The following is a 22589-nucleotide window of genomic DNA, read 5'->3' as shown; positions in this document are numbered from 1 at the left end:
ACCGTCCTGCTCATGGCTGGGAAGGGAACGCCCGCGACCGCGCTGCTCGCGAAGCGGAAGATCGCGCACGAGCTGCACGCCTACGACCACGATCCGAAGCACGAGTCCTACGGGCTGGAAGCGGCCGAGGCACTGGGGATCGACCCGGACCGCGTGTTCAAGACGCTCGTGGCCGAAGTGGACGGAAAGCTCACGGTCGGCGTGGTCCCGGTCACCGGCCAGCTCGACCTCAAGGCGCTCGCCGCCGCCGCGGGTGGCAAGCGGGCGAAGATGGCCGAGGCCGGGGCGGCGCAACGCGCGACCGGTTACGTGCTCGGCGGCATTTCCCCGCTGGGCCAGCGCTCGCGGCTGCCCGTCGTGATCGACTCCACGGCCGGGAAGTACGAGACCATCTACTGCTCGGCGGGCCGCCGTGGCCTGGAAGTGGAGCTGTCCCCCGCCGATCTGGTGCGCCTGACGTCGGCGACGGTGGCCGCCATCCGCGCCTGATCAGGTGAGCGGGCGCAGGACCTTCGCCAGCCATTCGTGGACGGTCCGGTGAACGGACTCCAGATCGGCGTCCAGCGCGTGGGTGCCGCGGACGACGACCACCTCGTGGTGCGGTCCCGGCTTCGGGCAGCCGAACGCGTCGGTCTCGCCCTGCACCACCAGCGTCGGGACCTCGACCGCGTCCAGCTCGGCCTGCCTGCTCTTCTCCGGCTTGCCCGGCGGGTGCTCCGGGAACGCCAGGCACAGCACCCCGACCGCCTGCCCCGCGGCGGCCGTGCGGCAGGCGACCCGCGCGCCCGACGAGCGTCCACCGAACACCTGCGGCAGGCCGTCGAACCGGCCGGACAGGTCCTCGGCGACCGCGAGCCACGCGGTGTCCAGCTGGCCTGCCGGCGCCGGCGCGCGGCGGCCGGCCACCCGGTAGGGCTGCTCGACCAGCGCGACGTGCACTCCGGCGGCCTGACCGGCGCGGCAGGCCGCGACCAGGTCCTTCGCGTCGATGCCGCCGCCCGCGCCGTGCCCGAGCAGGAGCACCGCTTCACCGTCGGCGGCGCAGTGCAGCTCGGCCCTGGCCGGGCCGTGGGGCGTCGCGATCTCGATCCGGGTCATGACTTCGGCAGGTCGAAGAGCGCTTCGGAGGCGTCGAGGTCGGTGGCCTGCTCGACGCATTCGAGCAGGTCGGGGCCGTTGTTGCGCACGTTGTTGACCCGGTCGGACACCGGCCGCAGCTCGATCGTGTCCATCAGCCCCAGCGGCGGGGCCAGCAGCTCGCCGACCTCGGTGCGGTCCGGGTCGAGCCAGTCCGCCCAGCGGTGCTCGTCGATGACCAGCGGCATCCGGTCGTGCACCTCGGTGAGCCGCCCGGCCGCGTTCGTCGTGATGATCGAAAACGTGATCAGCTGCGGAGCATCGGCGTCCTTCGGGTCGCGCCAGGTGTCCCAGATCCCGGCGAAGGACAGCGAGTGCCCGTCCGGCCGGGTCATGAAGAACGGTTCCTTCTGCTTGCCGGTGCGCCGCCACTCGTACCAGCCGTCGGCGGGCACCAGGCAGCGCCGTCGCGCGAGCGACTTCTTGAACGCCGGCTTCTCCCCTGCCGTCTCCGCGCGGGTGTTGATCATGCGGTTGCCGACCGACACGTCCTTGGCCCAGAACGGCACGAGTCCCCACCGCATCACCCGCAGGCTGCGCACGGCGGGCTCGTCTTCCAGCACCTGCCCCTCGTCGTCGCGCGGATGCCGCTGCACCACGGTGACGACGTTCTTCGTCGGGGCGACGTTGTAGTCCGCGTCGCGTGCCTTGCCGTCCGTCTCGTCCACGGCGTCGAACTCCTGGGCCAGGTCGGCCGGGTTCTTCTTCGCGGCGTAGCGGCCGCACATGTCGCCCAACTCCTTCGGAAACGCCTGCTGAGAACCCATCGTGACACGGGCGGCGCACCTCTGGCGAGCGGGATGGGGGATCATCGGGGGAGCGGAAGGAAGGTGCGGGCTTGGCTGGCAGGACGTGGCGCGATCTGGACGAGAGCGACGTCCGCGTGCGCCCGGGGAAGGGCTCGCGCCCGCGCAGCAAGCGGCGCCCGACCCACGCCGACGCCACGCCCGCGATGGTGATCGCCGTCGACCGCGGCCGCTGGACCTGCGCGGTCGAGAGCGACCCGGAACGCCTGGTCACCGCCATGCGGGCCCGCGAACTGGGCCGCACCCCGGTCGTCGTGGGCGACCAGGTGGGCCTGGTCGGCGACACCACCGGTGACGCGGGCACGCTCGCCCGGATCGTGCGGGTCGAAGACCGCACCAGCCTGCTGCGCCGCACGGCCGACGACACCGACCCCTACGAGCGGGTCGTCGTCGCCAACGCCGACCAGCTGCTGATCGTGACCGCCCTGGCCGATCCGCCGCCGCGGACCGGGTTCATCGACCGCTGCCTGGTCGCCTGCTACACCGGGGGCCTGCGGCCGGTCCTGTGCCTGACCAAAGCCGACCTGGCCAGCCCCGAGGACCTGCTGTCCCGCTACGCCGAACTGGACGTGCCGTCCGTGGTGACCCGTCACGACGAGGACTCCCTGCCGCTCGCGGACACCGTGCACGGCCGGGTGTCCGCGCTCGTCGGGCATTCCGGGGTCGGCAAGTCGACACTGGTGAACCGCCTGGTGCCGGACGCGGAACTGGCCACCGGCGAGGTCAGCGCGATCGGGAAGGGACGGCACACGTCCGTCGCGGCGGTGGCGCTGCCGCTGCCCGGCGGCGGCTGGGTGGTCGACACCCCTGGCGTGCGGTCGTTCGGTCTGGCCCACGTCACCGCCGACGACATCGTGGCCTCGTTCGACGAGTTCGCCGAAGCCGCCGAGGAGTGCCCGCCCGGCTGCGGGCACCTCGGCCCGCCGGAGGATCCGGACTGCATGCTCGACGAGGTCGGGGACCGGCGTCGCCTGTCGTCCCTGCGGCGCCTCCTGGCGTCCCGCGCGGGCCTCGAGGTTTGAGATTTATTCGTTGTGACCACCCAGTCCGGTGACAGACCCGCTTGGGGGACGCCGAACCGAGGGATCGCTGACATGCGCGAGATCGCTCTTCTGGCGGGCGCGCTGGCCCTGGTGGCCGGCACGACCGCGTGTGGTTCGACCGCCGATTCCGGCCAGGGCACCGAGTCCGGGCAGGCCGCCCAGCAGCAGCCCGCGCTGTTCGGCAATGCCCACGAACTGGTGCTGGCCTCGTCCGGCAAGGCCGACCAGGTGCGGACGGCCAAGTTCACGCTCACCGGTTCGATCGCGGGCCAGACGATGGAGGCCACCGGCGAGGGCCGCTTCACCGGAGCCTCGCCCGCGATGGCCATGACGATGAACGCGGCCGGGCAGAGCCAGGAAATGCGGATCGTCGACAAGGTCCTGTACCTGAAACTGCCCCCGCAGGCGGCGGCACAGGCGGTCGAGGGCGGCAAACCGTGGGCGAAGGTCCCCGAGGACAGCGAAGCGGGCAAGGCCATCGGCGCGAGCATGGACCAGGCCGCACAGGGTGACCCGACGCAGATCCTCGACCAGATCGAGGAAGCGGGCACCTGTGGCTCAACTCCGACCAGCTGCCGGTGCAGGTGACGCAGGACCTCTCGCCGGTGATGCAGGCCGCCGGTGTCCCGGCCGAGCAGCAGAACGCCACGATGACGATGCGTTACCACGACTGGGGCGCCCCGGTGAACGTCGCGGCCCCGCCCGCCGACCAGGTGGGTGAACTCAAGACGGTGCGCTGACGCCGTAACGCGGAAGTCTCCCTCGGACATATCTCCGGTAGTCACCCGGAAGTGGGTGAACCGGCCGAGGGGGACTCACCCGCATGAAAAGAACGACCGTGGTCTCCGGGCTCGTGGCGCTGACGCTCGGATTGACCGCGTGTGGCGGGCAGTCCGGCTCCGGGGGCCCCGAGCTGTTCGGGACGCGCGGGAACTGGTCCGGGCGGCGAGCGCGAAGGCCGACCAGGTCCGCACCGCCCGGTTCACGATGACGATGTCCATGGCGGGTGAGGAGATCACCGGCACCGGTGAGGGAACCTTCACGGGCCCGGACACCGCGATGGCCCTGACCGTGACCACCGGCGGCCGGACCGCCGAGATGCGGGTGGTCGACGAGGTGATCTACTTCCAGCTGCCCGAGGATTCCCGGTCGAGGACCGGCGGCAAGCCGTGGGCCACGCTTCCCGAGGGCAGCGAAGCGGCGAAATCCCTCGGCACGAGCATCGAACAGGCCAAGGCGAACAACCCGGCCAAGACGCTGGAGCAGGTGCGGCAGGCCGGCACCATCGACCGCAGCGAGCTGACCACGCTCGACGGGCAACAGGTCAGCCACTACTGGGTCACCATCGACGTCGCGAAGGCCGGGGAACTCGGCCTGATGAGCCTGTCGCCCGAGCAGCGGGAGCGGTTGACCGTCACCTTCCCGATGGAGCTGTGGCTCGACGCCGACCAGCTTCCGGTGCAGGTGACACAGAACCTGACGTCCGTGATGCAGGCATCCGGCGCCCCGGCCGAGCTGCTGAACGCCACGACGGCCGTGCGCTACCGCGACTGGGGCGCGCCGATCACCGTCGAGGCCCCACCAGCCGATCAGGTCGGTGAGCTGGCGATCGGCTAACCCATATGGGGGTAGCCGATCGCGGTGGGCGCGTCGAAGGTCTCCTTGACCGACCGCGGGCTCGCCCACCGCAGCAGGTTGAACATCGACCCGGCCTTGTCGTTCGTCCCGGAGCCGCGCGAGCCACCGAAGGGCTGCTGGCTCACGACCGATCCGGTGGGCTTGTCGTTGACGTAGAAGTTGCCCGCCGCGAACCGCAGGGCCCGGTGCGCCTGCTGCACCGCGGCGCGGTCGTCGGCGAAGACGGCGCCGGTCAGGGCGTACGGCGAGGTGCGGTCGACCAGCTCCAGGATGTCGCCGTAGGACGCGTCGTCGTAGACGTGCACGGCCAGGATCGGCCCGAAGTACTCCGTCGCGAACGCGGTGTGCGCCGGATCGGCCGAGACCAGCACCGTCGGCTCGACGAAGTACCCGATCGAGTCGTCGCAGTGGCCGCCGACCAGCACGTCGAGGTCGTTGTCGCCGCCGACGCCGTCCAGCAGCCGCTTGTGCTTGGCGAACGCGCGCGCGTCGATCACCGCCCCGCCGAACACCGACAGGTCCGTCACGTCGCCGTACTTCACCGTCCGGGTCAGGTCGGCCAGCTCGTCCCGCAGCCCGCTCTCCCACAGCGACCGGGGCACGTACGCGCGCGACGCCGCCGAGCACTTCTGGCCCTGGTACTCGAACGCGCCCCGCACGAGCCCGGCGAGCAGCTTTTCGCGGTTCGCCGAGGCGTGGGCGACGATGAAGTCCTTGCCGCCGGTCTCCCCCACGATCCGCGGGTAACTGCCGTAGGTGTCGAGGTTTTCCGCGATGCGCCGCCACAGGAACTTGAACGTGCCCGTCGAGCCGGTGAAGTGCAGGCCGCCGAACCCGGGATCGGCCAGCGCCACCTCGCTGACCGCCTGCCCGTCACCGGTGACCAGGTTGATCACGCCGGGCGGCAGGCCGGCCTCTTCGAAGGCCTCCATCGTGTAGTGCGCGGCCAGCTGCTGGGTCGGCGTCGGCTTCCACACCACCGTGTTGCCCATCAGCGCGGGCGCGCTCGGCAGGTTCCCGGCGATGGCGGTGAAGTTGAACGGGGTGATCGCCACGACGAACCCGTCCAGCGGCCGGTAGTCCATGCGGTTCCACGTGCCGGGCACCGAGTTCGGCTGCTCGGCGAGGATGCGGCGCGCGTAGTGGACGTTGAAGCGGAGGAAGTCGATCAGCTCGCACGCGGCGTCGATCTCGGACTGCTGCACCGACTTCGACTGCCCGAGGATCGTCGCGGCGTTGAGGGTGTCGCGGTGGCGGCCCGCCATCAGGTCGGCCGCGCGCAGGAACACCGCGGCACGTTCGTCGAAGGGCAATTCACGCCACGCGGGTGACGCCTCCTTCGCGGCGGTCACCGCGTCGGCCACGTCCTCCGTGGTCGCCTGCGCCGAGGTGCCCAGGACATGCCCGTGGTCATGCGGCTGGACGACGTCGAACGCCTCACCACCGGCGAACCGCTTCCGGCCGCCGATCGTCTGCGGCAGCTCGTGCTTGTCGCCCTCCAGCTCGGCAATCCTGCGTTGCAGGGACTCGCGCTCGGGACTGCCCGGCGCGTAGGTCCGGACGGGCTCGTTGACCGGGTCCGGCACGATGGTGACGGCGTCCATTCCTGCCTCCTCTGCGACGACTCTCGTCGTCAACGCTAGAGCAGGTCGAGAAGGAACGGCAGCTCCTGAGGCGCGTACCAGGCCAGTTCGTGGTCCTCGGCCTCGCCCAGGGTGAACTCGGCGTCCGGGTCACCGAGGTCGGCGGCGTCGATGACGTGCGCCGCCGCGCGGACGGCCTCCTCGGCCTCCTCCGCGTCGACGTGCACGGCCGCGACATCGTCGTAGCTGATCGGCCCGGACAGCTTCACGACCGGCGCGTCCAGGTCGGGCCGCGGCGTGGCGGTCTCGACGTCGACCGAGATCACCACTCGCCGGGGCAGCTCCTTGGCATCGTCTTCGGCCGCGCCGATCAACCGCAGCGAGGCGCGCGCGGCATCGAGCAGGGCGGCGTACTCCAGCTCCTCGGTGTCGCCACTGGTGTAGGACTCACGCAGCGCCGGGGTGAGGGCGAACCCCGTCCCGCCGGGCGGCTGCAGCCCGCCGTCCGCCACCAGTCTGCGCAGCATTCCGATCGTGCCCGGAAGGTAGACCCTCACCAGCTCGCACCCTTCAGCTCTTCCAGTGAATCCTCGATCATGCCCGCGAGGACGTCCACATCGGACAGGGCCTTACGGTCACCGTTCAGTCCGAAGTAGACGCCGCCGTGGTACGACGTGACCCCGATCGCCAGCGCCTGGTTACGGGCCAGCGGGATCACCGGGAACATCTCCGCCATCCTCGCCTGTCCCGCGTAGAGCGGCACCTGCGGCCCCGGCGAGTTGATGACCAGCAGGTTGAAGATGCGCCCGGAGAACGAGCCCGCGGCGCGGGCGGCCAGCGCGTGCATCGTCGCCGGGGCGAACCCGCCCACCTTGAGCATCGCGCGCGCGGCCACCGACCGGCCGGAGTCGGCGTGCGCGCGCAGCGTGTGGCTGATGTGCTGCAGGCGCAGCACCGGATTGGGCTCGCCGACCGGCAGGTCCACCAGGTAGGGCTCGACCTCGTTGTTGACCAGGCCCGCCGGGGAGAAATCGACGGTGTCCGCGTCGAGCACGGCCAGCGGCACCAGCGCGCGGACGGTGGACGTTGCGGACACGCCCTCGCCACGGGAGAGCAGCCAGTCCCGCAGCGCGCCGGTGATCGCGGCGAGCACGATGTCGTTGATCGTCACGTCGTGGTCGGCGCGGACCTTGCGGTAGTCCTCCAGGCGCGTGCGCACCACGGCGAACACCCGGCCGCCGGTGACGTGCCGGTTGAGCGGCCCCGACGGAGCGGGCGAGAAGATCCGGTCGAGCGACGCGGCGACCCCGCCGACCGCGTCGGCCACCTTGCCGACCGTGGCGGACAGGTCGCTGAGCACGTCACGCGCGTTCTCGACCAGCTCACCCGGACGGCGGACGGTTTCGCTGACCGCGTCGAGCACCAGCTGGGTGGCGGTGGGCAGGCGGCGCGGCGTCCACGTGTCCTCGTACGGCTCGCACGCCTGCGGCGTCGCGTCGAGGATGAGCTGGCCCAGCTCGACGGTACCGGCGCCGTCCACGACGGACTGGTGTGTCTTGGTGACCAGCGCGACCCGGCCGCCGGAGAGCCCCTCGACGAAGTAGGCCTCCCAGAGCGGGCGCTCGTGGTCCATCGTGCGCGCCATCAGGCGGGCGACCAGGTCGTGGAGCTGGTCGTCGGTGCCGGGTGCGGGCAGCGCGGAGCGGCGGACGTGGTAGTTCAGATCGAAGTCGACGTCGTCCACCCACACCGGGCGGGCCAGGTGACCGGGCACGTTCAGGACGCGCTGGCGGTAGCGCGGCAGGAACGCGAGCCGCTGGCCGATCAGGCACAGCACCTGCTCGTAGTCGAAGCCGTCCCGCGGGCGCTCGAAGACGGCGACGCCACCGACGTGCATCGGCGTCGCCGCGTCCTCCAGGTAGAGGAACGACGCGTCGAGGGCGGACAGGCGGTCGGGCATGCAGCGATCCTGACACATACTGGTTCACTTGCCCCACCCGTCAGCCCGCCACCGCCCTCAACGGAAACGCTGCGCGTTACTAGGCTTTCGCGGGTGGCTGAAACGACCGTCTCCCCGAAAGACCGTTTCCTGACCGTCTACGGTCGCAAACCCGTGCTGGAGGCCCTGGACGACCCGGACCTGCGGGTGGACAAGGTCATCCTCGCCGACACCGCCCGCGGCCCTGCCGCGGCGGAGATCCAGCGCGCGGCGAAGGCGGCGGGCGTACCGGTGCAGCGGGCGAGCGCCCACCGGGTGAAGGTGCTGGCGGGCAACGGCAAGCAGGACCAGGGCGTGCTGGCCGACGTGGTGGCGCCGCGGATGAAGCCGCTCAGCACGGCGCTGGCCGACGCACCGGCCCGGGTGCTGCTGCTGGACGGCATCACGACGCCCGCCAACGTGGGGATGATCCTGCGCACCGCGACGGCGGCCGGGCTCGGCGGGATCGTGGTTCCGCGGCGGGGCGTGGCGGCGCTGGACCCGCTGGTCGTGAAGGCGTCGGCGGGGGTGGCGTTCCGGGCGCCGGTCCTGCGGTGCGCGACCGCCGCGGAGGCCGCATCGATGCTGGTCGAGGCGGGATACGGGCTGTATGCACTGGGCGCGGGTGGCGCGGAATCGCTGTTCGAGGCGCCGCTGGCGGAGCGGGCCGCGTTCGTGCTGGGCGGGGAGACGGGCGGGGTGAGCGAGGAGGTCGCGTCACTGGTGACCGGCTGGTTGTCGATCCCGATGCCCGGCGAGGTCGAATCGCTGAACGTCTCCGCGGCCGCGGCCGTCCTGTGCTTCGAACTGGTCAGGCGGGGAACAACGCACTGAGTTCGGCGAGCGTGCCCTCGACCGACGTATGGTGCACGCCCACCATGCCCGCGGCCGTCGCGCCCTCGATGTTCCGGCGCGAATCGTCCACCATCACGCACGCCGGTGCCGGGAGACCCAGACGCTCGGCGGTGAGGAGGAAAACACGCGGATCCGGTTTGGCGAGACCGACCTCACCGGAGAAGACGAGCGCATCGAAGTGGCGGGCGAGCGGACCGTTCCCGCCGCGACCGTCCGCATTGGACAGGAGCGCGGTGCGGATTCGCTTGCGGCGCAGGTCGTCGACGACTGCGAGAAGATCTTTCGCGTCCGGGTCGGTCAGGACACCGGCGAAATCCAGGATCAGTCCACGCAGCACGAGCCCGACCCTATCGGCCGGGTCACCCCTTCGAGGCACGGCTGTCCGGAACGGACCGCTGGGGCGCTCTAAGGAGCGGCACAACTCGGTGCCTGCCGATTCGAGGGGGATCGTTGACGAGGACACACCTGCTGCCAGTGCACCCGTACGAACCGAACCGGGGCGCACCGGCGCCGGTTTTGATGCCCGAGCAGAGCCGCCCACCGCTCGCGCGAATGCTGGGCCGCGCCGGGGAGCCACTGGAGTTGCGGCACGCTCGGGCCGTACTGACGGCCATCCTGGAGGTCAGCACGGGGCGGCGGTCGCCGGGCCAGCTGCGGCCGGTCCTCACGCCGCGGATGTACCAGTACCTGCGGGCAGCGCCGCCGTCGCGAGGCCCGCGGTACACGGTGAAATCCGTGCGGGCCAGCGAAAGCGCGAAAGGCCGGGTCGAGGTGTGCGGCACCGCCCACGCGGACCAGCGGGCCTCCGCCGTGATGGCGAAGTTCGAACAGACGGAACTGGGATGGCGGTGCAGCTTCTTCCTGCTGGTACAGCCGCAGCCCAGCCCCTGACACGCGCTTCCCCGCTGTGACGTTGGGGGACGGGCCGGCACCGGGCGGGTGCCGGCCCGTCGGAGGGCGCTGCTCAGCGGCGCTTCTTGCCCTTCTTCGCCTGGGTGCGGGCAGCCGCGCGGCGCTCGCGGCGGGTGGAGCCACCGGCGGCTTCCCCGTCGGACGAGGCGGTCGCCGTGCCGCGGGACTGGACGCCGCCCTGCTCGGCGGGGCCCGAGAAGGTCAGGCCCTGCTGCGGGTTCTCGTTGCCGAGTCCCTTGCCGCGCAACGCGTTCGGCACCGCGGGGCGGGCCGGTTCGGGCTGCTGCTCCGGCACGGCCTGCGCGTGGCGGCCGTTCGCCGTCACGGGCGCGGCCGCGGCGGGCGCGGGTGCCGCCGCCTCCTGCGGCTGCGCCGCCTCGACCTGCAGGTTGAACAGGAAGCCGACGGCCTCCTCCTTCAACGAGTCCAGCATCGCGCCGAACATGTCGAAGCCCTCGCGCTGGTACTCGATCAGCGGGTCGCGCTGCGCCATGGCCCGCAGGCCGATGCCCTCCTTGAGATAGTCCATCTCGTAGAGGTGCTCACGCCATTTGCGGTCCAGCACCGACAGCAGCACCTGCCGCTCCAGCTGGCGCATCGCGCCCTCGCCGACCTTGGCGTCGATATCGGCCTCACGCTTCGCGTAAGCCGACTTCGCGTCCTCGACCAGCGCGTCCCGGAGCACGTCGGAACCGAGGTCGTCGTGCTCCTCCATCAGCTCTTCCCAGTCCACCGACACCGGGTAGAGCTGCTTCAAGGCGGTCCACAGCTTGTCGTGGTCCCAGTCCTCGGCGTACCCCTCGGCGGTGGCGCCCTCGACGTACGCGGTCAGCACGTCCAGCAGCATGTGCTGCATCTGCTCGGACAGGTCCTCACCCTCGAGCACCCGGCGGCGCTCGGCGTAGATGACCTTGCGCTGCTGGTTCATGACCTCGTCGTACTTGAGGACGTTCTTGCGGATCTCCATGTTCTGCTGCTCGACCTGCGTCTGAGCGCTCTTGATGGCCCGCGACACCATCTTGTGCTCGATCGGCATGTCGTCCGGCAGCCGCATGGTGGTCATGACCCGTTCGACCATCACCGCGTTGAACCGGCGCATCAGCTCGTCGCCGAGCGACAGGTAGAACCGCGACTCACCGGGGTCGCCCTGACGACCGGACCGGCCACGCAGCTGGTTGTCGATGCGGCGCGACTCGTGCCGCTCGGTGCCCAGCACGTACAGGCCGCCCGCCTCACGGACCTCGTCGGCCTCGGCCTTGGCCTCGGACTTGACCTCCTCGAGCACCTTCGGCCACAGGGCCTCGTACTCGGCGGAGTTCTCGACCGGGTCCAGACCGCGCTCACGCAGCCGCTCGTCGGCGATGATGTCCGGGTTGCCGCCCAGCACGATGTCGGTACCGCGGCCTGCCATGTTGGTGGCGACCGTGACCGCGCCCTTGCGCCCGGCGCGCGCGATGATCAGCGCTTCCCGGTCGTGGTACTTCGCGTTCAGCACCTCGTGCGGGACGTTCAGCTTGACCAGCAGCTTCGACAGGTACTCCGACTTCTCGACGCTGGTGGTGCCGACCAGCACCGGCTGGCCGTTGGCGTGCCGCTCGGCGATGTCCTCGGCGACCGCCTCGAACTTCGCCTCCTCGGTCTTGTAGATCAGGTCCGGCTGGTCCTTGCGGATCATCGGCCGGTTCGTCGGGATCGGCACCACACCCAGCTTGTAGGTCTGGTGGAACTCCGCGGCCTCGGTCTCGGCGGTACCGGTCATGCCGGCGAGGCGGTCGTAGAGGCGGAAGTAGTTCTGCAGCGTGATCGTGGCCAGCGTCTGGTTCTCGGCCTTGATCTCGACGCTTTCCTTTGCCTCGATCGCCTGGTGCATGCCCTCGTTGTAGCGGCGGCCCGCCAGGATGCGGCCGGTGAACTCGTCGACGATCAGGACCTCGCCGCCGCGGACGATGTAGTCCTTGTCGCGCTTGTACAGCTCCTTGGCCTTGAGCGCGTTGTTCAGGTAGCCGACCAGCGGCGTGTTCGCCGACTCGTAGAGGTTGTCGATGCCGAGCTGGTCCTCGATGAAGCCGACGCCCTTCTCGGTGACACCGACGGTGCGCTTGCGCTCGTCGACCTCGTAGTGGGTGTCGCGCTTCATCAACGGCGCCATGCGGGCGAACTCGACGTACCAGCGGGCCGACTGCTCCGCCGGACCGGAGATGATCAGCGGTGTGCGGGCCTCGTCGATCAGGATCGAGTCGACCTCGTCGACCATGGCGAAGTTGTGCCCGCGCTGGACGCAGTCGTCCAGGGTCCAGGCCATGTTGTCGCGCAGGTAGTCGAAGCCGAACTCGTTGTTCGTGCCGTAGGTGATGTCGGCGTGGTAGGCCGCGCGGCGTTCCGCGGGCGTCATCTCGGCGAGGATCGCGCCGACCTCGAGACCGAGGAAGCGGTGGACGCGTCCCATCCACTCCGAGTCGCGCTTGGCGAGGTAGTCGTTGGTGGTGACGACGTGGACGCCCTTGCCGGAGACGGCGTTCAGGTACACCGGCAGCACCGAGGTCAGGGTCTTGCCCTCACCGGTCTTCATCTCGGCGACCTGGCCGAGGTGGAGCGCGGCGCCACCCATCAGCTGGACGTCGTAGGGGCGCTGGCCGAGCACCCGGCGCGCGGCCTCGCGGGCGACCGCGAACGCCTCGGGCAGGAGGTCGTCCAGCGACTCGCCGTCGCCGCCGTCGTGCCGCTCGCGGAACTCGACGGTCTTCGCGCGCAGCTCGTCGTCGGTGAGGTCCTTCACCTCGTCTTCGAGGGAGTTGATGTGGTCGGCGATGTTGCGCAGCCGCTTGATCATCTTGCCCTCGCCCGCACGCAGCAGGCGGTTGAGAACCATCCGGTCGACCTCACTAGCTGTTGGGACGCACCCAGGCTCTGTCCCGGGACCGCGCCGTGTCCGAACCCTGTCCGACCCGTGGTGCGGGTCGTGCGCACCCTCCATCGTAGGGAAGCAGCGTGCGTACGCGCACGCAACGTGCGAACATGCGCGAAACGGCCCGCGCGCGAGACGCGCGCGGGCCGTTTTCGGGCGCCGTCAGTGGGCCAGGCGGATCACTCCGTAGGCGAAGCCCTTGCGCCGGTAGACGACGCTGGGGACGCCGGCCTCGACATCGTTGAACAGGTAGAAGTCGTGCCCGACCAGCTCCATCTCGGAGAGGGCCTGGTCGATGGTCATGGGTTTGGGAGAGTGGTTCTTCTCCCGGACGATGCGGCCGGGGAGGTGTTCGGCGGCCTCGTCGTCCCAGCGCTGCTGGATGGGCAGCTCGATTTCTTCCGCCGAGGCGGCGGAGACCTCTTCGATCACGGGAGCGGGCGCCTCGAGCACTGCGGTGGACGCCCGGCTCGTGGCCGGCGTCGCTCCCGCGGCGGTGGCGCTCGACGTCGCTTCGGCGACGGACTCCGGGCAGCGGCGGCCGTAGTGGACACGCCGGCGGTCGTGCATCTTGCGGAGGCGGTTCTCGAGCTTGTTCAGTGCGGTGTCGAGCGCGGCGTAGAAATCGCCCGCGCAAGCCTCCGCCCGGACGATCGGGCCCTTGCCACGGCCGGTGATCTCCACGCGCTGGCAGTTCTTCAGCTGGCGGCGATTCGGTTCGTGGTGGAGCTCCACCTCGTAGCGGAAGACCTTCTTGTCGTAGCGCTGCAGGCGTTCGAGCTTCTCACCGACATGCGCGCGGTAGTGCTCCGGCACCTCGACGTTACGGCCTTTGACGACGATTTCCATACGCGACCTCCCTCATTGCGGAAACGAGTTCGAGAGCTCTCATGGACGGCGCCGACGCCGCTCCCTCCCCACCGGCCTGATGGCAGAACCGGGGGTCAATGTTCCGTCGGCGCCAGGGTCATCGGCTGTTCACCTCCCTGCCGGCGGGACTTGCTATAGCGCTGCACGCTAGCGCGGTAACGCGGATCACAAAACCCCCCGAGCCGGGGGATGTCACCCAGCGGGATCCGGTGACCGTGCGCGTCTGAACCCGTCCAGGCACGATGACCTGCTGCTCCGTTCGGAGCAGAACGAGGGGCCGGTTTTCACCTTGACATCGCGACGATTCCCGGCGTCCCGCTCGGTGGGTGACGATCGGGTGCGCGAGCCGCAGCACTCCCCTGGGCGCTTGCGGTCGAGCCGCTCCGGCGTTCCAGGGCCTCATGTCCGGACAACGGCCGCGAGCGTGCCCGCGTTCCCGGCGAGGTGTGCCCGGTTGGGTGACATCCGGGTTTGCGGGCGGCGGTGCCGTCGCCGCCTTTACCGGTGATCACCGGTAAAGGCGGCGCGCCCGGGGCGCGCAGGTTTCGCGGCGGGAGTTGAACAACGGTCAGCGCGAACGGCTCGACGGGACCGCCGGGCGCTCAGCCCGCCGACGTGAGGACCAGCGCCACGCCCACCTCCCAGCCCGCGGCGGCGAGCATGCGGGCGCACGTGGCGATCGTGGCGCCGGTGGTGATGACGTCGTCGAGGAGGACGACGGGGGCTCCGGGCGGTGGGCGGCCCCGTTCGTCGAGCCGGACGTGACCGGCCAGATTGGCGGCTCGCTGGTCGCGGTCGAGGCCCACCGCGTCGCGGGCGCCCGAGGACAGCCGCAGCACCGGGGCGACGGCGGCGCCGTGACCGGCACGTGCGAGGTGGTGGGCGCACCGGCGGGCCAGTCGCAGCAGGTGTGCGCCGCCGCGGCGGCGGGATGCCGGGCGGCGGGACGGCGCGGGGACGAGCCACCACGTTCCCTCCGGCGCGGCTCGCGCCCCGGGCAGGCCGGGCAGCGCTTCGGCCAGCGCGCGGCCCAGTGGATCGGCGAGGTCACGGCGGCCCCGTTCCTTGTAGGCCAGCACGAGGCTGCGCGGGATCCCGCTGTAGGGGGCGAGGGCGTGCACGGGAACAGCGACGGTGCTGCGAGGCGCCGGCTGCGGGCGGCTGAGGTCGCCACGGCAGGCCGGGCAGCAGGCGGCACCGGGAGCGCCGCAACCGGCGCAGAGGGCGGGGAGCAACAGGTCGAGGGCGAGACTTCCGAGGTTCATGCGGAGAGTGTGCGCACCGGCGCCGACAGTTTCGGGTCCCTCCCGGTCCCCGGGCCGGAATGTAGATCAAATGGAGTAACCGCCCGCCGAACCCGAACTCAGCGATCCTCCGCCCGCCGCGCGCCCGTCGGCCGCCGGTGCAGCAACTCGAAGCGGGACCACATCGCCTCCGCGGCCTCGATCGACCTGCCCGTGCGCGCGGGGTCGACCGCCGCCAGCTGGGCCACGATCGCCTGCACCAGCGCCATTCCCGCGGTCATCGACGGGAAGAACGTGACCCCTTCGGCCGGCACCATCAGCACCCGCTCGGCGGCCGCGGTCAGCGCGGGGCTCGCGGCGTCGCTGATGGCGAACACCCGGGCGCCCCGGTCGTGCGCCTCGTTCGCGGCTCGGACGGTGCTTTCGTAGAGGCGCCAGAAGCTGATCGCCACCAGCACGTCGTCCGAGGTGATCTTCGCCGTCACGTTCGCCAGTTCGGCGTCGCCCGCGGTCACCGCGTGCACGTCGTAACCGGCGAGCCGGGCGTTGTGCGCGAAGGCGATTCCCACGGCCGCGTAGCTCCCGTCGGCGATGACGACCGTGCGGCCGGCCGCGGCGACCGCTTCGGCGACCGCCCGCAGGTCCTCGTCGTCGAACCGGCGGTTGACCAGCGCCAGGCTGTCCAGGTCCCGCCGCAGTGACGCCGACGCGGGCGAACCGGCGCTGTGGTGCTCCTCGGCCACCTGCGGCGCGCTCAGCGAGGACAGGTAGCGCGCCCGCAACTCCTGTTGCAGCGCGGGCCATCCGGCGAAGCCGAGCGCCTGCGCCGTCCGGGTCACCGTCGCCACGTTCACCCCGGCCAGCTTCGCCAGGTCACCGGTGGATCCGAAGGACGCTTGCCGTGGGTGCGAGACCAGCACCTCGAGCACCGAGGCGGACTTCGGCCGCAACCCGCGCGCCGGTGTCCGCTCGCGCAGCCACTCCTCGAAGCCCTCGTCCGCCACCGATCGCCCCTCCTGACGGCGCTCACCGTATCCCACGCCCGCCTTGTTACAGCCATGCAAAGCGTATTGCAGTTTATTCGTTTTGCAGGCTACGTTGACCCGACCCCGTCACCGAAACGGAAGGCGTGTCATGACCCTGCTGGCACGGCTCGACCGGCTCCCCCTGAGCCGCCCCCACTACCTCCTGCTGCTGATCGGCGGGCTCGGCTACACCTTCGACGGCATGGACTCCGCGGTCGTCGCGTTCCTGCTGCCCAGCGCGAAGGAGGTCTGGGGGCTCAGCAACGGGCAGCTCGGCCTCATCGGGTCCGCGACGCCGTTCGGGTTCCTCTTCGGCGCGATCGCGGCGGGCCTGCTCGGCGACCGCATCGGCCGCAAGAAGGTGATGATGTACGCGCTCGCCTTCTACGCGGTGTTCTCCGTCGTCGGCGCCTTCTCCCCGAACTACGAGGTCTTCCTGGTCGCGCGGATCCTCGCCGGTGCCGGAGCGGGCGCGGAAAGCGCGATCATCGCGCCGTTCCTGTCCGAGTTCGTGCCCGCGAAGCGGCGTGGCTGGTTCGTCGGCGCGCTCGCCGGGTTCTTCTCGTTCGGTTTCGTCGCGGCCGCGTTGATCGGCCGGTTCGTGGTGTCCGCGGTCCCCGAGGGCTGGCGGGTCGCCCAGGTGGTCACCGCGCTGCCGATCGTGCTCCTGCTGTGGTGGCGGCGTTCACTGCCGGAGTCGCCCCGGTTCCTGCTCACCCAGGGCCGCACGGACGAGGCCGAACGCGTGGTCGCCAAGATCGAACGGGACGTCGAGAAGGCGACCGGCAAACCACTGCCCCCGGTTCCGGAGACCGTCACCGAACCGCTGACCAAGACACCCAAGGTCGGGCTGTTCACCGCGCTGAAGTTCCTGTGGAGCCCGAAGATGGCGCGCCGCACCGCGGTGATCTGGGCCGTCTGGTTCGTGATCACGTTCTCCTACTACGGCTTCTTCTCCTGGATCCCGACCCTGCTGGTCGAGCGCGGCATCACGGTGACCAAGAGCTTCGAGTTCTCGATCATCATCTACCTCGCCCAGGTCCCGGGGTACTTCTCCGCGGCGTGGCTGTCCGAACGCCTGGACCGCAAGCACACCATCGCGCTGTACCTCGCCGGTTCCGCGGTCAGCGCGTTCTGGCTGAGCCAGATGAGCGCGCCGTGGTCGATCACGCTCGCGGGCGCGGTGCTCTCGTTCTTCCTCAACGGCACGTACGCCGGCGTCTACTCCTACACGCCGGAGGTGTTCCCGACCTGGATCCGTGCCACCGGAACCGGGTTGTCCAGCGCGTTCGGCCGGGTCGGCAGCATCCTCGCGCCGACGATCATCGGCGTCTCCGCGGCGAGCCTCGGCTTCGCCGGCGTGTTCGGCCTGACCACGGCGGTGCTCGCGGCGGGCGTGTTGTGCGTGATGGTGTTCGGCCTGTCCACCGCGGGCCGGTCGCTGGAAGAGCTGACCGAGGACGGCGCGCCCGTCGCCGCCACGAAGGAGATGACGAAGTGACCGACCTGTCCACAGTGGAACGGCGCGTGACCGAGACGATCGGCGTGCGGCTGTTCACGGTGCTCGCCTGGATCCCGGAGCGTCGCGCGATGCGCCGGGTGTACAGCAGCCATCCGGAGCAGTACCCGGTGGGCGGTGAGAAGACCGTCGAAATCGCCGCGGGATGGCTGGAGCAGTGCATCGGGAAGCAGCAGCCCTACCTGGGCGCGGACCGCGCCGGGGTGCGCGAGGTGTTCGCCGACGCGGACCTGATCGACTCGCTCGGCTGCGGCGCGGTGATCAACGTGCCGGTGGTCGACGGCGGGAAGACGCTGGGAGCGCTGAACATCCTCGACGCGGAAGGCAGCTACGACGAGACCTCGATGGCCGCCGCGGTCGAGCTGGCTCCGCTGGCCGTCCCCGCGCTGCGGGAGGTCACGCGATGAACCTGGTGCTGCGCAACGCTGTGCTGCTCGATCCGGAGACCGGTGACTACACCGAAGGCGACCTGCGGTGCGCCGACGGCCGGATCGTCGAAACCGGGCCCGGACTGAGCGCCGGGGACGCGCGGGTGGAGGACGTGCGGGGCGCGGTCGTGATGCCCGGGCTGGTCGACGCGCACGTGCACGTCACGGCGTCGACCGCGGACCTGGGCTCGCTGCCGTCCACGTCACCGACGTACGCGGCCCTGCACAGCGCGCGGATCATGGGCGACATGCTGCACCGCGGGTTCACCACGGTGCGCGACGCGTCCGGCGCCGACTACGGTCTGGCCGACGCGCAGGCCGAGGGGCTGTTCCGCGGTCCGCGGCTGCTGTTCTGCGGGCGCGCGCTGAGCCAGACCGGCGGGCACGGCGACAACCGCAACCGCGGGACCCGCGTGCACGACGACCATCCCTGCTGCGCCGGTCTCGGTCGCGTGGCCGACGGCGTGGACGCGGTGCGCGAGGCGGCGCGGGACGAGCTGCGCAAGGGCGCGCACCACATCAAGGTGATGGCCTCCGGCGGCGTCGCCTCGCCGACCGACCGCATCGACTCCACGCAGTACTCGGCCGACGAACTGCGGGCGATCGTGGAGGAGGCGGAGGCGGCCAACCGGTACGTCGCCGCGCACGCCTACACCGCGCGGGCCGTGAACCGCGCGCTGTCGCTGGGAATCCGGTCGATCGAGCACGGCAACCTCATCGACGACCGCAGCGTCGAACTGTTCCGCGAGCACGACGCGTTCCTGGTGCCGACGCTCGTGACGTACTGGGCGCTCAAGAACGAGGGCCGCGAGTTCGGCCTGCCCGAATCGAGCTGGCGCAAGGTCGACGACGTGCTCGGCGCGGGACTGGCCGCCCTGGAGCGGGCAGTGCGCGGCGGGGTGCGGATCGTGTACGGAACGGACCTGCTCGGCGGGATGCACCGGCACCAGAACCACGAGTTCCGCCTGCGGGCCGAGGTGCAGTCGCCGCTGGAGATCATCCGCTCGGCGACCTCGGTGGCGGCGGAGCTGGTGAACCTGTCCGGCGAAATCGGCACGCTGCGGCCGGGTTCGCACGCCGACCTGCTCGTCGTCGACGGCGACCCGCTGGCCGATGTGGGCGTCCTGGCCGAGCCGGAGAACTTCCGCCACATCATCCAGGCCGGGACGATCGTCTCCGGCTGAAACCCGTCGTTCTGCCCGGGCGTCCTCAGCCCGGGTAGAACGGCGACGCATTGCCGCCGAAGCTGTGCGGGTGCGGCCGCCACACCTCGCCGATGTCGGAGGCCGTCCACAGGCCCCCGTCGTCGGCCACGACGATCGACCGGCCGGGCGCCGCGGTGATCGCGTGCACCGGCAACGTCAGGTTCGAGATGTTGAACGGGTCCAGCCGCAGGCCGTCGATCGAAATCTTGACCACTGGCTGCGACGGCATGGTCGTGGCGGCGACCAGGGTGTCCTGGCTCAGCCAGTCCACGTCGATCACGCCGCCCAGCGTGCCGCCCTGCAGGATCCGCGGCGCCCGCAGCGTCACCGAGTCCTGCGCCCGCACCACCGACGCCACCAGCAGCTGACCGCCCGCCACGACCGCGGCCCGCGCGCCGTCCCGCGACAACCGCAGCACGCTGATCGGCCCGACCTGCAGGATCTCGTCGGCGTTCACCACCTGCGGCACCCAGCTGCCGTCCGAAATGCGCAGCGCGCGGACCACGGTCTGTCCGTCCACGACGGTCCACACCTCACCGGAACCGTCCGCGGTCGCCGTGGGTCGCCAGGTCGGGCGGGTCATCGTCGCGCCGGCCAGATCGACCGCGGGGGCGTCCTTGCCGAACTGCCCGACCCGCAACCGCTGACGCTCGTCGGCGTACTCCACGACCGCCAGCTGACGGCCGTCGATCGACTGCGCGGCGCTCGCCACCTGGTACCCGCTGCCCTGGCCTGCCGGACCGGAGATCAGCGAACCGTCCCCCAGCGACCGCACCCGCCCGTTCACCGTGACCAGCCCCGGCTGGTCCGCGCTCGGCGACGCGAGCGCGGTGTAGGACGGCAGGTCGCTCGGCACCCACTCCTCGTGCCCGTCCACCAGCGGGGCGCCGTCGGAGAGCAACCGCACCCGGTTGGTCGTCACCGACTGCAGGGACAACACGATCTGCGCGGCGATCAGCCGGCGCACGTCCGCCGTCTGGTCCGCCACCCCGGTCAGCGCGACGACCAGCGCTCCGTCCGCCGCGGTCGTCACGTTGCCCTCGGTGGTCGCGTCCTCGGGCAGTAGGTTGCGCACCGCTCCGACGAGGCTCGACGACGGCCCCGACAGCAGCAGCCCGACCACCCGGCCGGCCAGCCCGGACTGCGGTTTGCCTGCCACGTAACGAAGATCGGGCACCACCGTGTTCGAGTCCTGGGCGAAGAAGAACGCCTGCACCCGGACGTAGTTGGCGTTGAAGTCGCTGTTGGGCATCACCAGGTTCGGCGGCGGGTTCGTGATGCGCCACTGCCCGTCGGACTGGCGGCGCACCAGCAGCTTCAACTCCACCGGCGCGCGCAGCGAGATGAACCCGCCGTCCTCGCGCAGCGTGCCGAGGCCGGTGCCACGCAGCACGACGTTGACCTCGTTGGGGTTCGCGGTGGTGTCCTGGCCCGTCGCCGGAACGGTCGCGAACACGTCATCGATGATCGTGATGAGCTTGCCCGGCGTCCACGCCTTGGCGGCCGCGTCGTCGAGGTACATGCGCGCGGCGGCGTTGTTGCTGATCGGCTGGGCACTGGCGCGCACGAAGTCGCGGACGACGGTCAGCGCGTCCAGGTCCTTCGCCGGCTGCGGCACGTCCGGGTTGACCTGCTGCCCCAGCTCCTGCTGCGGGACGGCGACCGGCTGCGACTCCTCGGGCACGTTCGCGCACCCCGCCGCGAGCACCAGGCAGGCGACCAGGGCGAACAGGCGAGCCGGGAGCTTCACGCGTCCTCCTTGTGCATCTCACCGATCGTGATCGTGTACTCGGTCGGCAGCCCGACCTGCAGGTGCCCGTTGGTCGCCGGGGCGTCGTCCGGCACCAGTGGCAGCGGGCTCTCCTCGAACGGCTCGTCCTGCCTGCGCGGCAACGTCAACCGGAAGCACGCGCCGTGGCCCGGCGCGCCCCACGCCTCCAGCTGCCCGCCGTGCAGGCGGGCGTCCTCGTGGCTGATCGCCAGCCCCAGCCCGGTGCCGCCGGTGCGGCGGTTGCGGGAGGGATCGGCACGCCAGAAGCGGTTGAACACCAGATCGGCTTCTCCGGCCCGCAGGCCGACGCCGTGGTCCCGCACCGTGATCGCGACGGCGTGCTCGTCGGCGGCCAGCGTGAGCCGCACCGGGTTGCCCTCGCTGTGGTCGACGGCGTTGGCCAGCAGGTTGCGCAGGATCCGTTCGACCCGGCGCGCGTCGATCTCGGCGAGCGTCTCGTCCGGCGGCAGCGCCAGCTCGATCTCGGTCTCGGCGTTGCCCGCGATGACCCGGACCTGCTCGACCGCGCGCCGCGCGATCGAGGACACGTCGATGAACTCGGCGGCCAGCTCCTCGACACCGGCGTCCAGCCTGCTGATCTCCAGCAGGTCACCGAGCAGCGCCTCGAACCGGTCCAGCTCGTCGACCAGCAGCTCGGTGGAGCGGGCCAGTCCCGCGGGGAACTGCTCGCGGGAGGCGTGCAGCACGTCCGCGGCCATGCGCACGGTGGTCAGCGGGGTGCGCAGCTCGTGCGAAACGTCCGAGGTGAACCGGCGCTGCAGCGTGCCGAACTCCTCCAGCTGCCGGATCTGGTGCTGGATGCTCGCGGCCATCTCGTTGTAGGACACCGCGAGCTTGGACAGGTCGTCCTCGCCGGTCACCGGCAGCCGTTCGTCCAGCTCACCGCCGGCGAACCGGGCCGCGGCGGCCGCGGCCTGCCGCACCGGGCGCACGACCTGGCGGGTGACCAGGTTCGCGATGCCCGCCAGCAGCACCAGCAACACCAGCCCGCCGACGAGCAGGGTGTTCTGCACCGTCTGGACCGTGTTCTGCTCCGCGGTCATCGGGAACAGCAGGTACAGCTGGATCGGGCGGCCGGTGCTGGTGACCGGGGCGCCGATGATCAGGTGCGTCGTGCGGACGCCGTCCTCGTCGATGTCGGTGTTGATCTGCCAGGCGACCTGGTTGTTCTCCACGAACCGCTGCAGCCCGTCGGGCACCTTGGTGATCGGCCCCGCCGACTCGGCCGAGTCCTCACCGCCCGCGGTCAGGACCGGCTCGAACGCGCCCGCCGCCGACGCGGCCGTGCCCTGGTCCTCCGATGAACTGCTGGTGATCTTTTTCAGCGCGTTCTGCAGCCGGTCGGCGAGCTGGTCCTGGTCGCTGATGCCGACCAGCTCGTTCTCCGCCGTGCGCACGACCTGGAGGGTCTGCGCGATGGCGGCCTGGCGCTTGGTCTCGGTGAGGCGCTGGGTGATCTGGTTCTGCAGCACCATGCCCAGCACGAGCCCCACCGCCGAGGACAACGCGAGGGTCGAGACGGTCACCTTGAACTGGAGGGACCGCCGCCACAGCACGCCGAACGCGACGGCACGGCCGCGGGCGTACGAGCCCGCGCGGGGGGCCAGCCGCAGCACCGCGCGGACGAAGGCCAGGACTCTTCGCTTCAT

22 protein-coding genes are annotated in these 22589 nt (G+C 71.0%); 10 read left to right on the top strand and 12 right to left on the bottom strand.

Annotation, left to right across the window (positions count from 1 at the left end):
* The first annotated feature begins 12 nt into the window (after positions 1-12).
* Positions 13-489, top strand: coding sequence for a Cys-tRNA(Pro) deacylase (gene ybaK / locus HNR02_RS14820; protein ID WP_179773760.1), 477 nt, complete (start codon positions 13-15; stop codon positions 487-489).
* Here the strand turns inward: ybaK and HNR02_RS14815 are convergent, their stop codons facing one another.
* Positions 490-1098: an alpha/beta hydrolase family protein gene (locus HNR02_RS14815; protein ID WP_179773759.1), complete on the bottom strand. Its 609-nt coding sequence runs from the start codon at positions 1096-1098 to the stop codon at positions 490-492.
* A complete protein-coding gene (locus tag HNR02_RS14810; protein WP_179773758.1) occupies positions 1095-1865 on the bottom strand; it encodes an SOS response-associated peptidase in 771 nt (256 codons plus the stop codon). Before HNR02_RS14810 ends, HNR02_RS14815 begins: the two co-directional genes overlap by 4 nt.
* 110 nt (positions 1866-1975) lie before the next feature.
* Between HNR02_RS14810 and rsgA the strand changes: the two genes are divergently transcribed.
* The 4 genes from rsgA (at position 1976) to HNR02_RS14795 (ending at position 4603) form a co-directional block, all read left to right on the top strand.
* A complete protein-coding gene (gene rsgA / locus HNR02_RS14805; RefSeq protein WP_179773757.1) occupies positions 1976-2965 on the top strand; it encodes a ribosome small subunit-dependent GTPase A in 990 nt (329 codons plus the stop codon).
* A gap of 72 nt (positions 2966-3037) precedes the next feature.
* Positions 3038-3574: an SCO4651 family lipoprotein gene (locus HNR02_RS14800; RefSeq protein ID WP_246338571.1), complete on the top strand. Its 537-nt coding sequence runs from the start codon at positions 3038-3040 to the stop codon at positions 3572-3574.
* Positions 3571-3726 (top strand): hypothetical protein, encoded by a 156-nt coding sequence (locus tag HNR02_RS35455; RefSeq protein ID WP_246338570.1) that lies wholly within the window; start codon positions 3571-3573, stop codon positions 3724-3726. Before HNR02_RS14800 ends, HNR02_RS35455 begins: the two co-directional genes overlap by 4 nt.
* A 139-nt stretch (positions 3727-3865) precedes the next feature.
* Positions 3866-4603, top strand: coding sequence for an SCO4651 family lipoprotein (locus tag HNR02_RS14795; protein ID WP_246338569.1), 738 nt, complete (start codon positions 3866-3868; stop codon positions 4601-4603).
* On the opposite strand, the gene pruA is transcribed toward HNR02_RS14795, so the two are convergent.
* From pruA to HNR02_RS14780, 3 genes are read right to left on the bottom strand one after another with little or no spacing between them, the layout of a single operon-like run.
* Positions 4600-6228, bottom strand: coding sequence for an L-glutamate gamma-semialdehyde dehydrogenase (gene pruA / locus HNR02_RS14790; protein ID WP_179773756.1), 1629 nt, complete (start codon positions 6226-6228; stop codon positions 4600-4602). The genes HNR02_RS14795 and pruA overlap by 4 nt on opposite strands.
* Positions 6229-6263: 35 nt before the next feature.
* The gene (locus HNR02_RS14785) at positions 6264-6764 is read right to left on the bottom strand and encodes a DUF6912 family protein (protein ID WP_179773755.1); all 501 of its coding nucleotides are present in this window, start codon (positions 6762-6764) and stop codon (positions 6264-6266) included.
* Positions 6761-8167: a WS/DGAT/MGAT family O-acyltransferase gene (locus HNR02_RS14780; protein ID WP_179773754.1), complete on the bottom strand. Its 1407-nt coding sequence runs from the start codon at positions 8165-8167 to the stop codon at positions 6761-6763. Before HNR02_RS14780 ends, HNR02_RS14785 begins: the two co-directional genes overlap by 4 nt.
* Positions 8168-8260: 93 nt before the next feature.
* On the opposite strand from HNR02_RS14780, the gene HNR02_RS14775 reads away from it, so the two are divergent.
* Positions 8261-9019 (top strand): TrmH family RNA methyltransferase, encoded by a 759-nt coding sequence (locus HNR02_RS14775; protein ID WP_179773753.1) that lies wholly within the window; start codon positions 8261-8263, stop codon positions 9017-9019.
* On the opposite strand, the gene HNR02_RS14770 is transcribed toward HNR02_RS14775, so the two are convergent.
* Positions 8997-9377: an HAD-IA family hydrolase gene (locus HNR02_RS14770; RefSeq protein WP_179773752.1), complete on the bottom strand. Its 381-nt coding sequence runs from the start codon at positions 9375-9377 to the stop codon at positions 8997-8999. The two genes, HNR02_RS14775 and HNR02_RS14770, sit on opposite strands and share 23 nt — an antisense overlap.
* A gap of 113 nt (positions 9378-9490) precedes the next feature.
* Between HNR02_RS14770 and HNR02_RS14765 the strand changes: the two genes are divergently transcribed.
* Positions 9491-9931: an Rv3235 family protein gene (locus HNR02_RS14765; protein ID WP_246338567.1), complete on the top strand. Its 441-nt coding sequence runs from the start codon at positions 9491-9493 to the stop codon at positions 9929-9931.
* Positions 9932-10004: 73 nt separating this feature from the next.
* On the opposite strand, the gene secA is transcribed toward HNR02_RS14765, so the two are convergent.
* The 4 genes from secA to HNR02_RS14745 all read right to left on the bottom strand — a co-directional run bounded on the left by secA (position 10005) and on the right by HNR02_RS14745 (position 16011).
* A complete protein-coding gene (secA, locus tag HNR02_RS14760) occupies positions 10005-12821 on the bottom strand; it encodes a preprotein translocase subunit SecA (RefSeq protein WP_179773751.1) in 2817 nt (938 codons plus the stop codon).
* A 198-nt stretch (positions 12822-13019) separates the two neighbouring features.
* A complete protein-coding gene (gene hpf / locus HNR02_RS14755) occupies positions 13020-13706 on the bottom strand; it encodes a ribosome hibernation-promoting factor, HPF/YfiA family (RefSeq protein WP_179773750.1) in 687 nt (228 codons plus the stop codon).
* A gap of 623 nt (positions 13707-14329) precedes the next feature.
* Entirely contained in the window at positions 14330-14992 is a 663-nt protein-coding gene (locus HNR02_RS14750; protein WP_179773749.1) for a ComF family protein, read from the bottom strand.
* Positions 14993-15090: 98 nt separating this feature from the next.
* Entirely contained in the window at positions 15091-16011 is a 921-nt protein-coding gene (locus HNR02_RS14745; RefSeq protein WP_312861013.1) for a MurR/RpiR family transcriptional regulator, read from the bottom strand.
* 94 nt (positions 16012-16105) lie between these two features.
* On the opposite strand from HNR02_RS14745, the gene HNR02_RS14740 reads away from it, so the two are divergent.
* Genes HNR02_RS14740 through HNR02_RS14730 form a run of 3 tightly spaced genes read left to right on the top strand, consistent with a single transcriptional unit; the run spans position 16106 to position 19127 of the window.
* Positions 16106-17497: an MFS transporter gene (locus HNR02_RS14740; RefSeq protein WP_179773748.1), complete on the top strand. Its 1392-nt coding sequence runs from the start codon at positions 16106-16108 to the stop codon at positions 17495-17497.
* The gene (locus HNR02_RS14735) at positions 17494-17922 is read left to right on the top strand and encodes a GAF domain-containing protein (RefSeq protein ID WP_179773747.1); all 429 of its coding nucleotides are present in this window, start codon (positions 17494-17496) and stop codon (positions 17920-17922) included. The genes HNR02_RS14740 and HNR02_RS14735 overlap by 4 nt, the downstream gene beginning before the upstream one ends.
* Positions 17919-19127 (top strand): metal-dependent hydrolase family protein, encoded by a 1209-nt coding sequence (locus HNR02_RS14730; RefSeq protein ID WP_179773746.1) that lies wholly within the window; start codon positions 17919-17921, stop codon positions 19125-19127. The genes HNR02_RS14735 and HNR02_RS14730 overlap by 4 nt, the downstream gene beginning before the upstream one ends.
* Positions 19128-19152: 25 nt before the next feature.
* Here the strand turns inward: HNR02_RS14730 and HNR02_RS14725 are convergent, their stop codons facing one another.
* Both HNR02_RS14725 and mtrB read right to left on the bottom strand, forming a co-directional pair.
* Positions 19153-20898, bottom strand: coding sequence for an LpqB family beta-propeller domain-containing protein (locus HNR02_RS14725; RefSeq protein ID WP_179773745.1), 1746 nt, complete (start codon positions 20896-20898; stop codon positions 19153-19155).
* Entirely contained in the window at positions 20895-22589 is a 1695-nt protein-coding gene (gene mtrB / locus HNR02_RS14720) for an MtrAB system histidine kinase MtrB (RefSeq protein ID WP_218902869.1), read from the bottom strand. Before mtrB ends, HNR02_RS14725 begins: the two co-directional genes overlap by 4 nt.

This window comes from Amycolatopsis endophytica, assembly GCF_013410405.1.
GTDB classification, from domain to species: domain Bacteria; phylum Actinomycetota; class Actinomycetes; order Mycobacteriales; family Pseudonocardiaceae; genus Amycolatopsis_E; species Amycolatopsis_E endophytica.
This window is presented reverse-complemented; position numbering and strand designations above follow the sequence as displayed.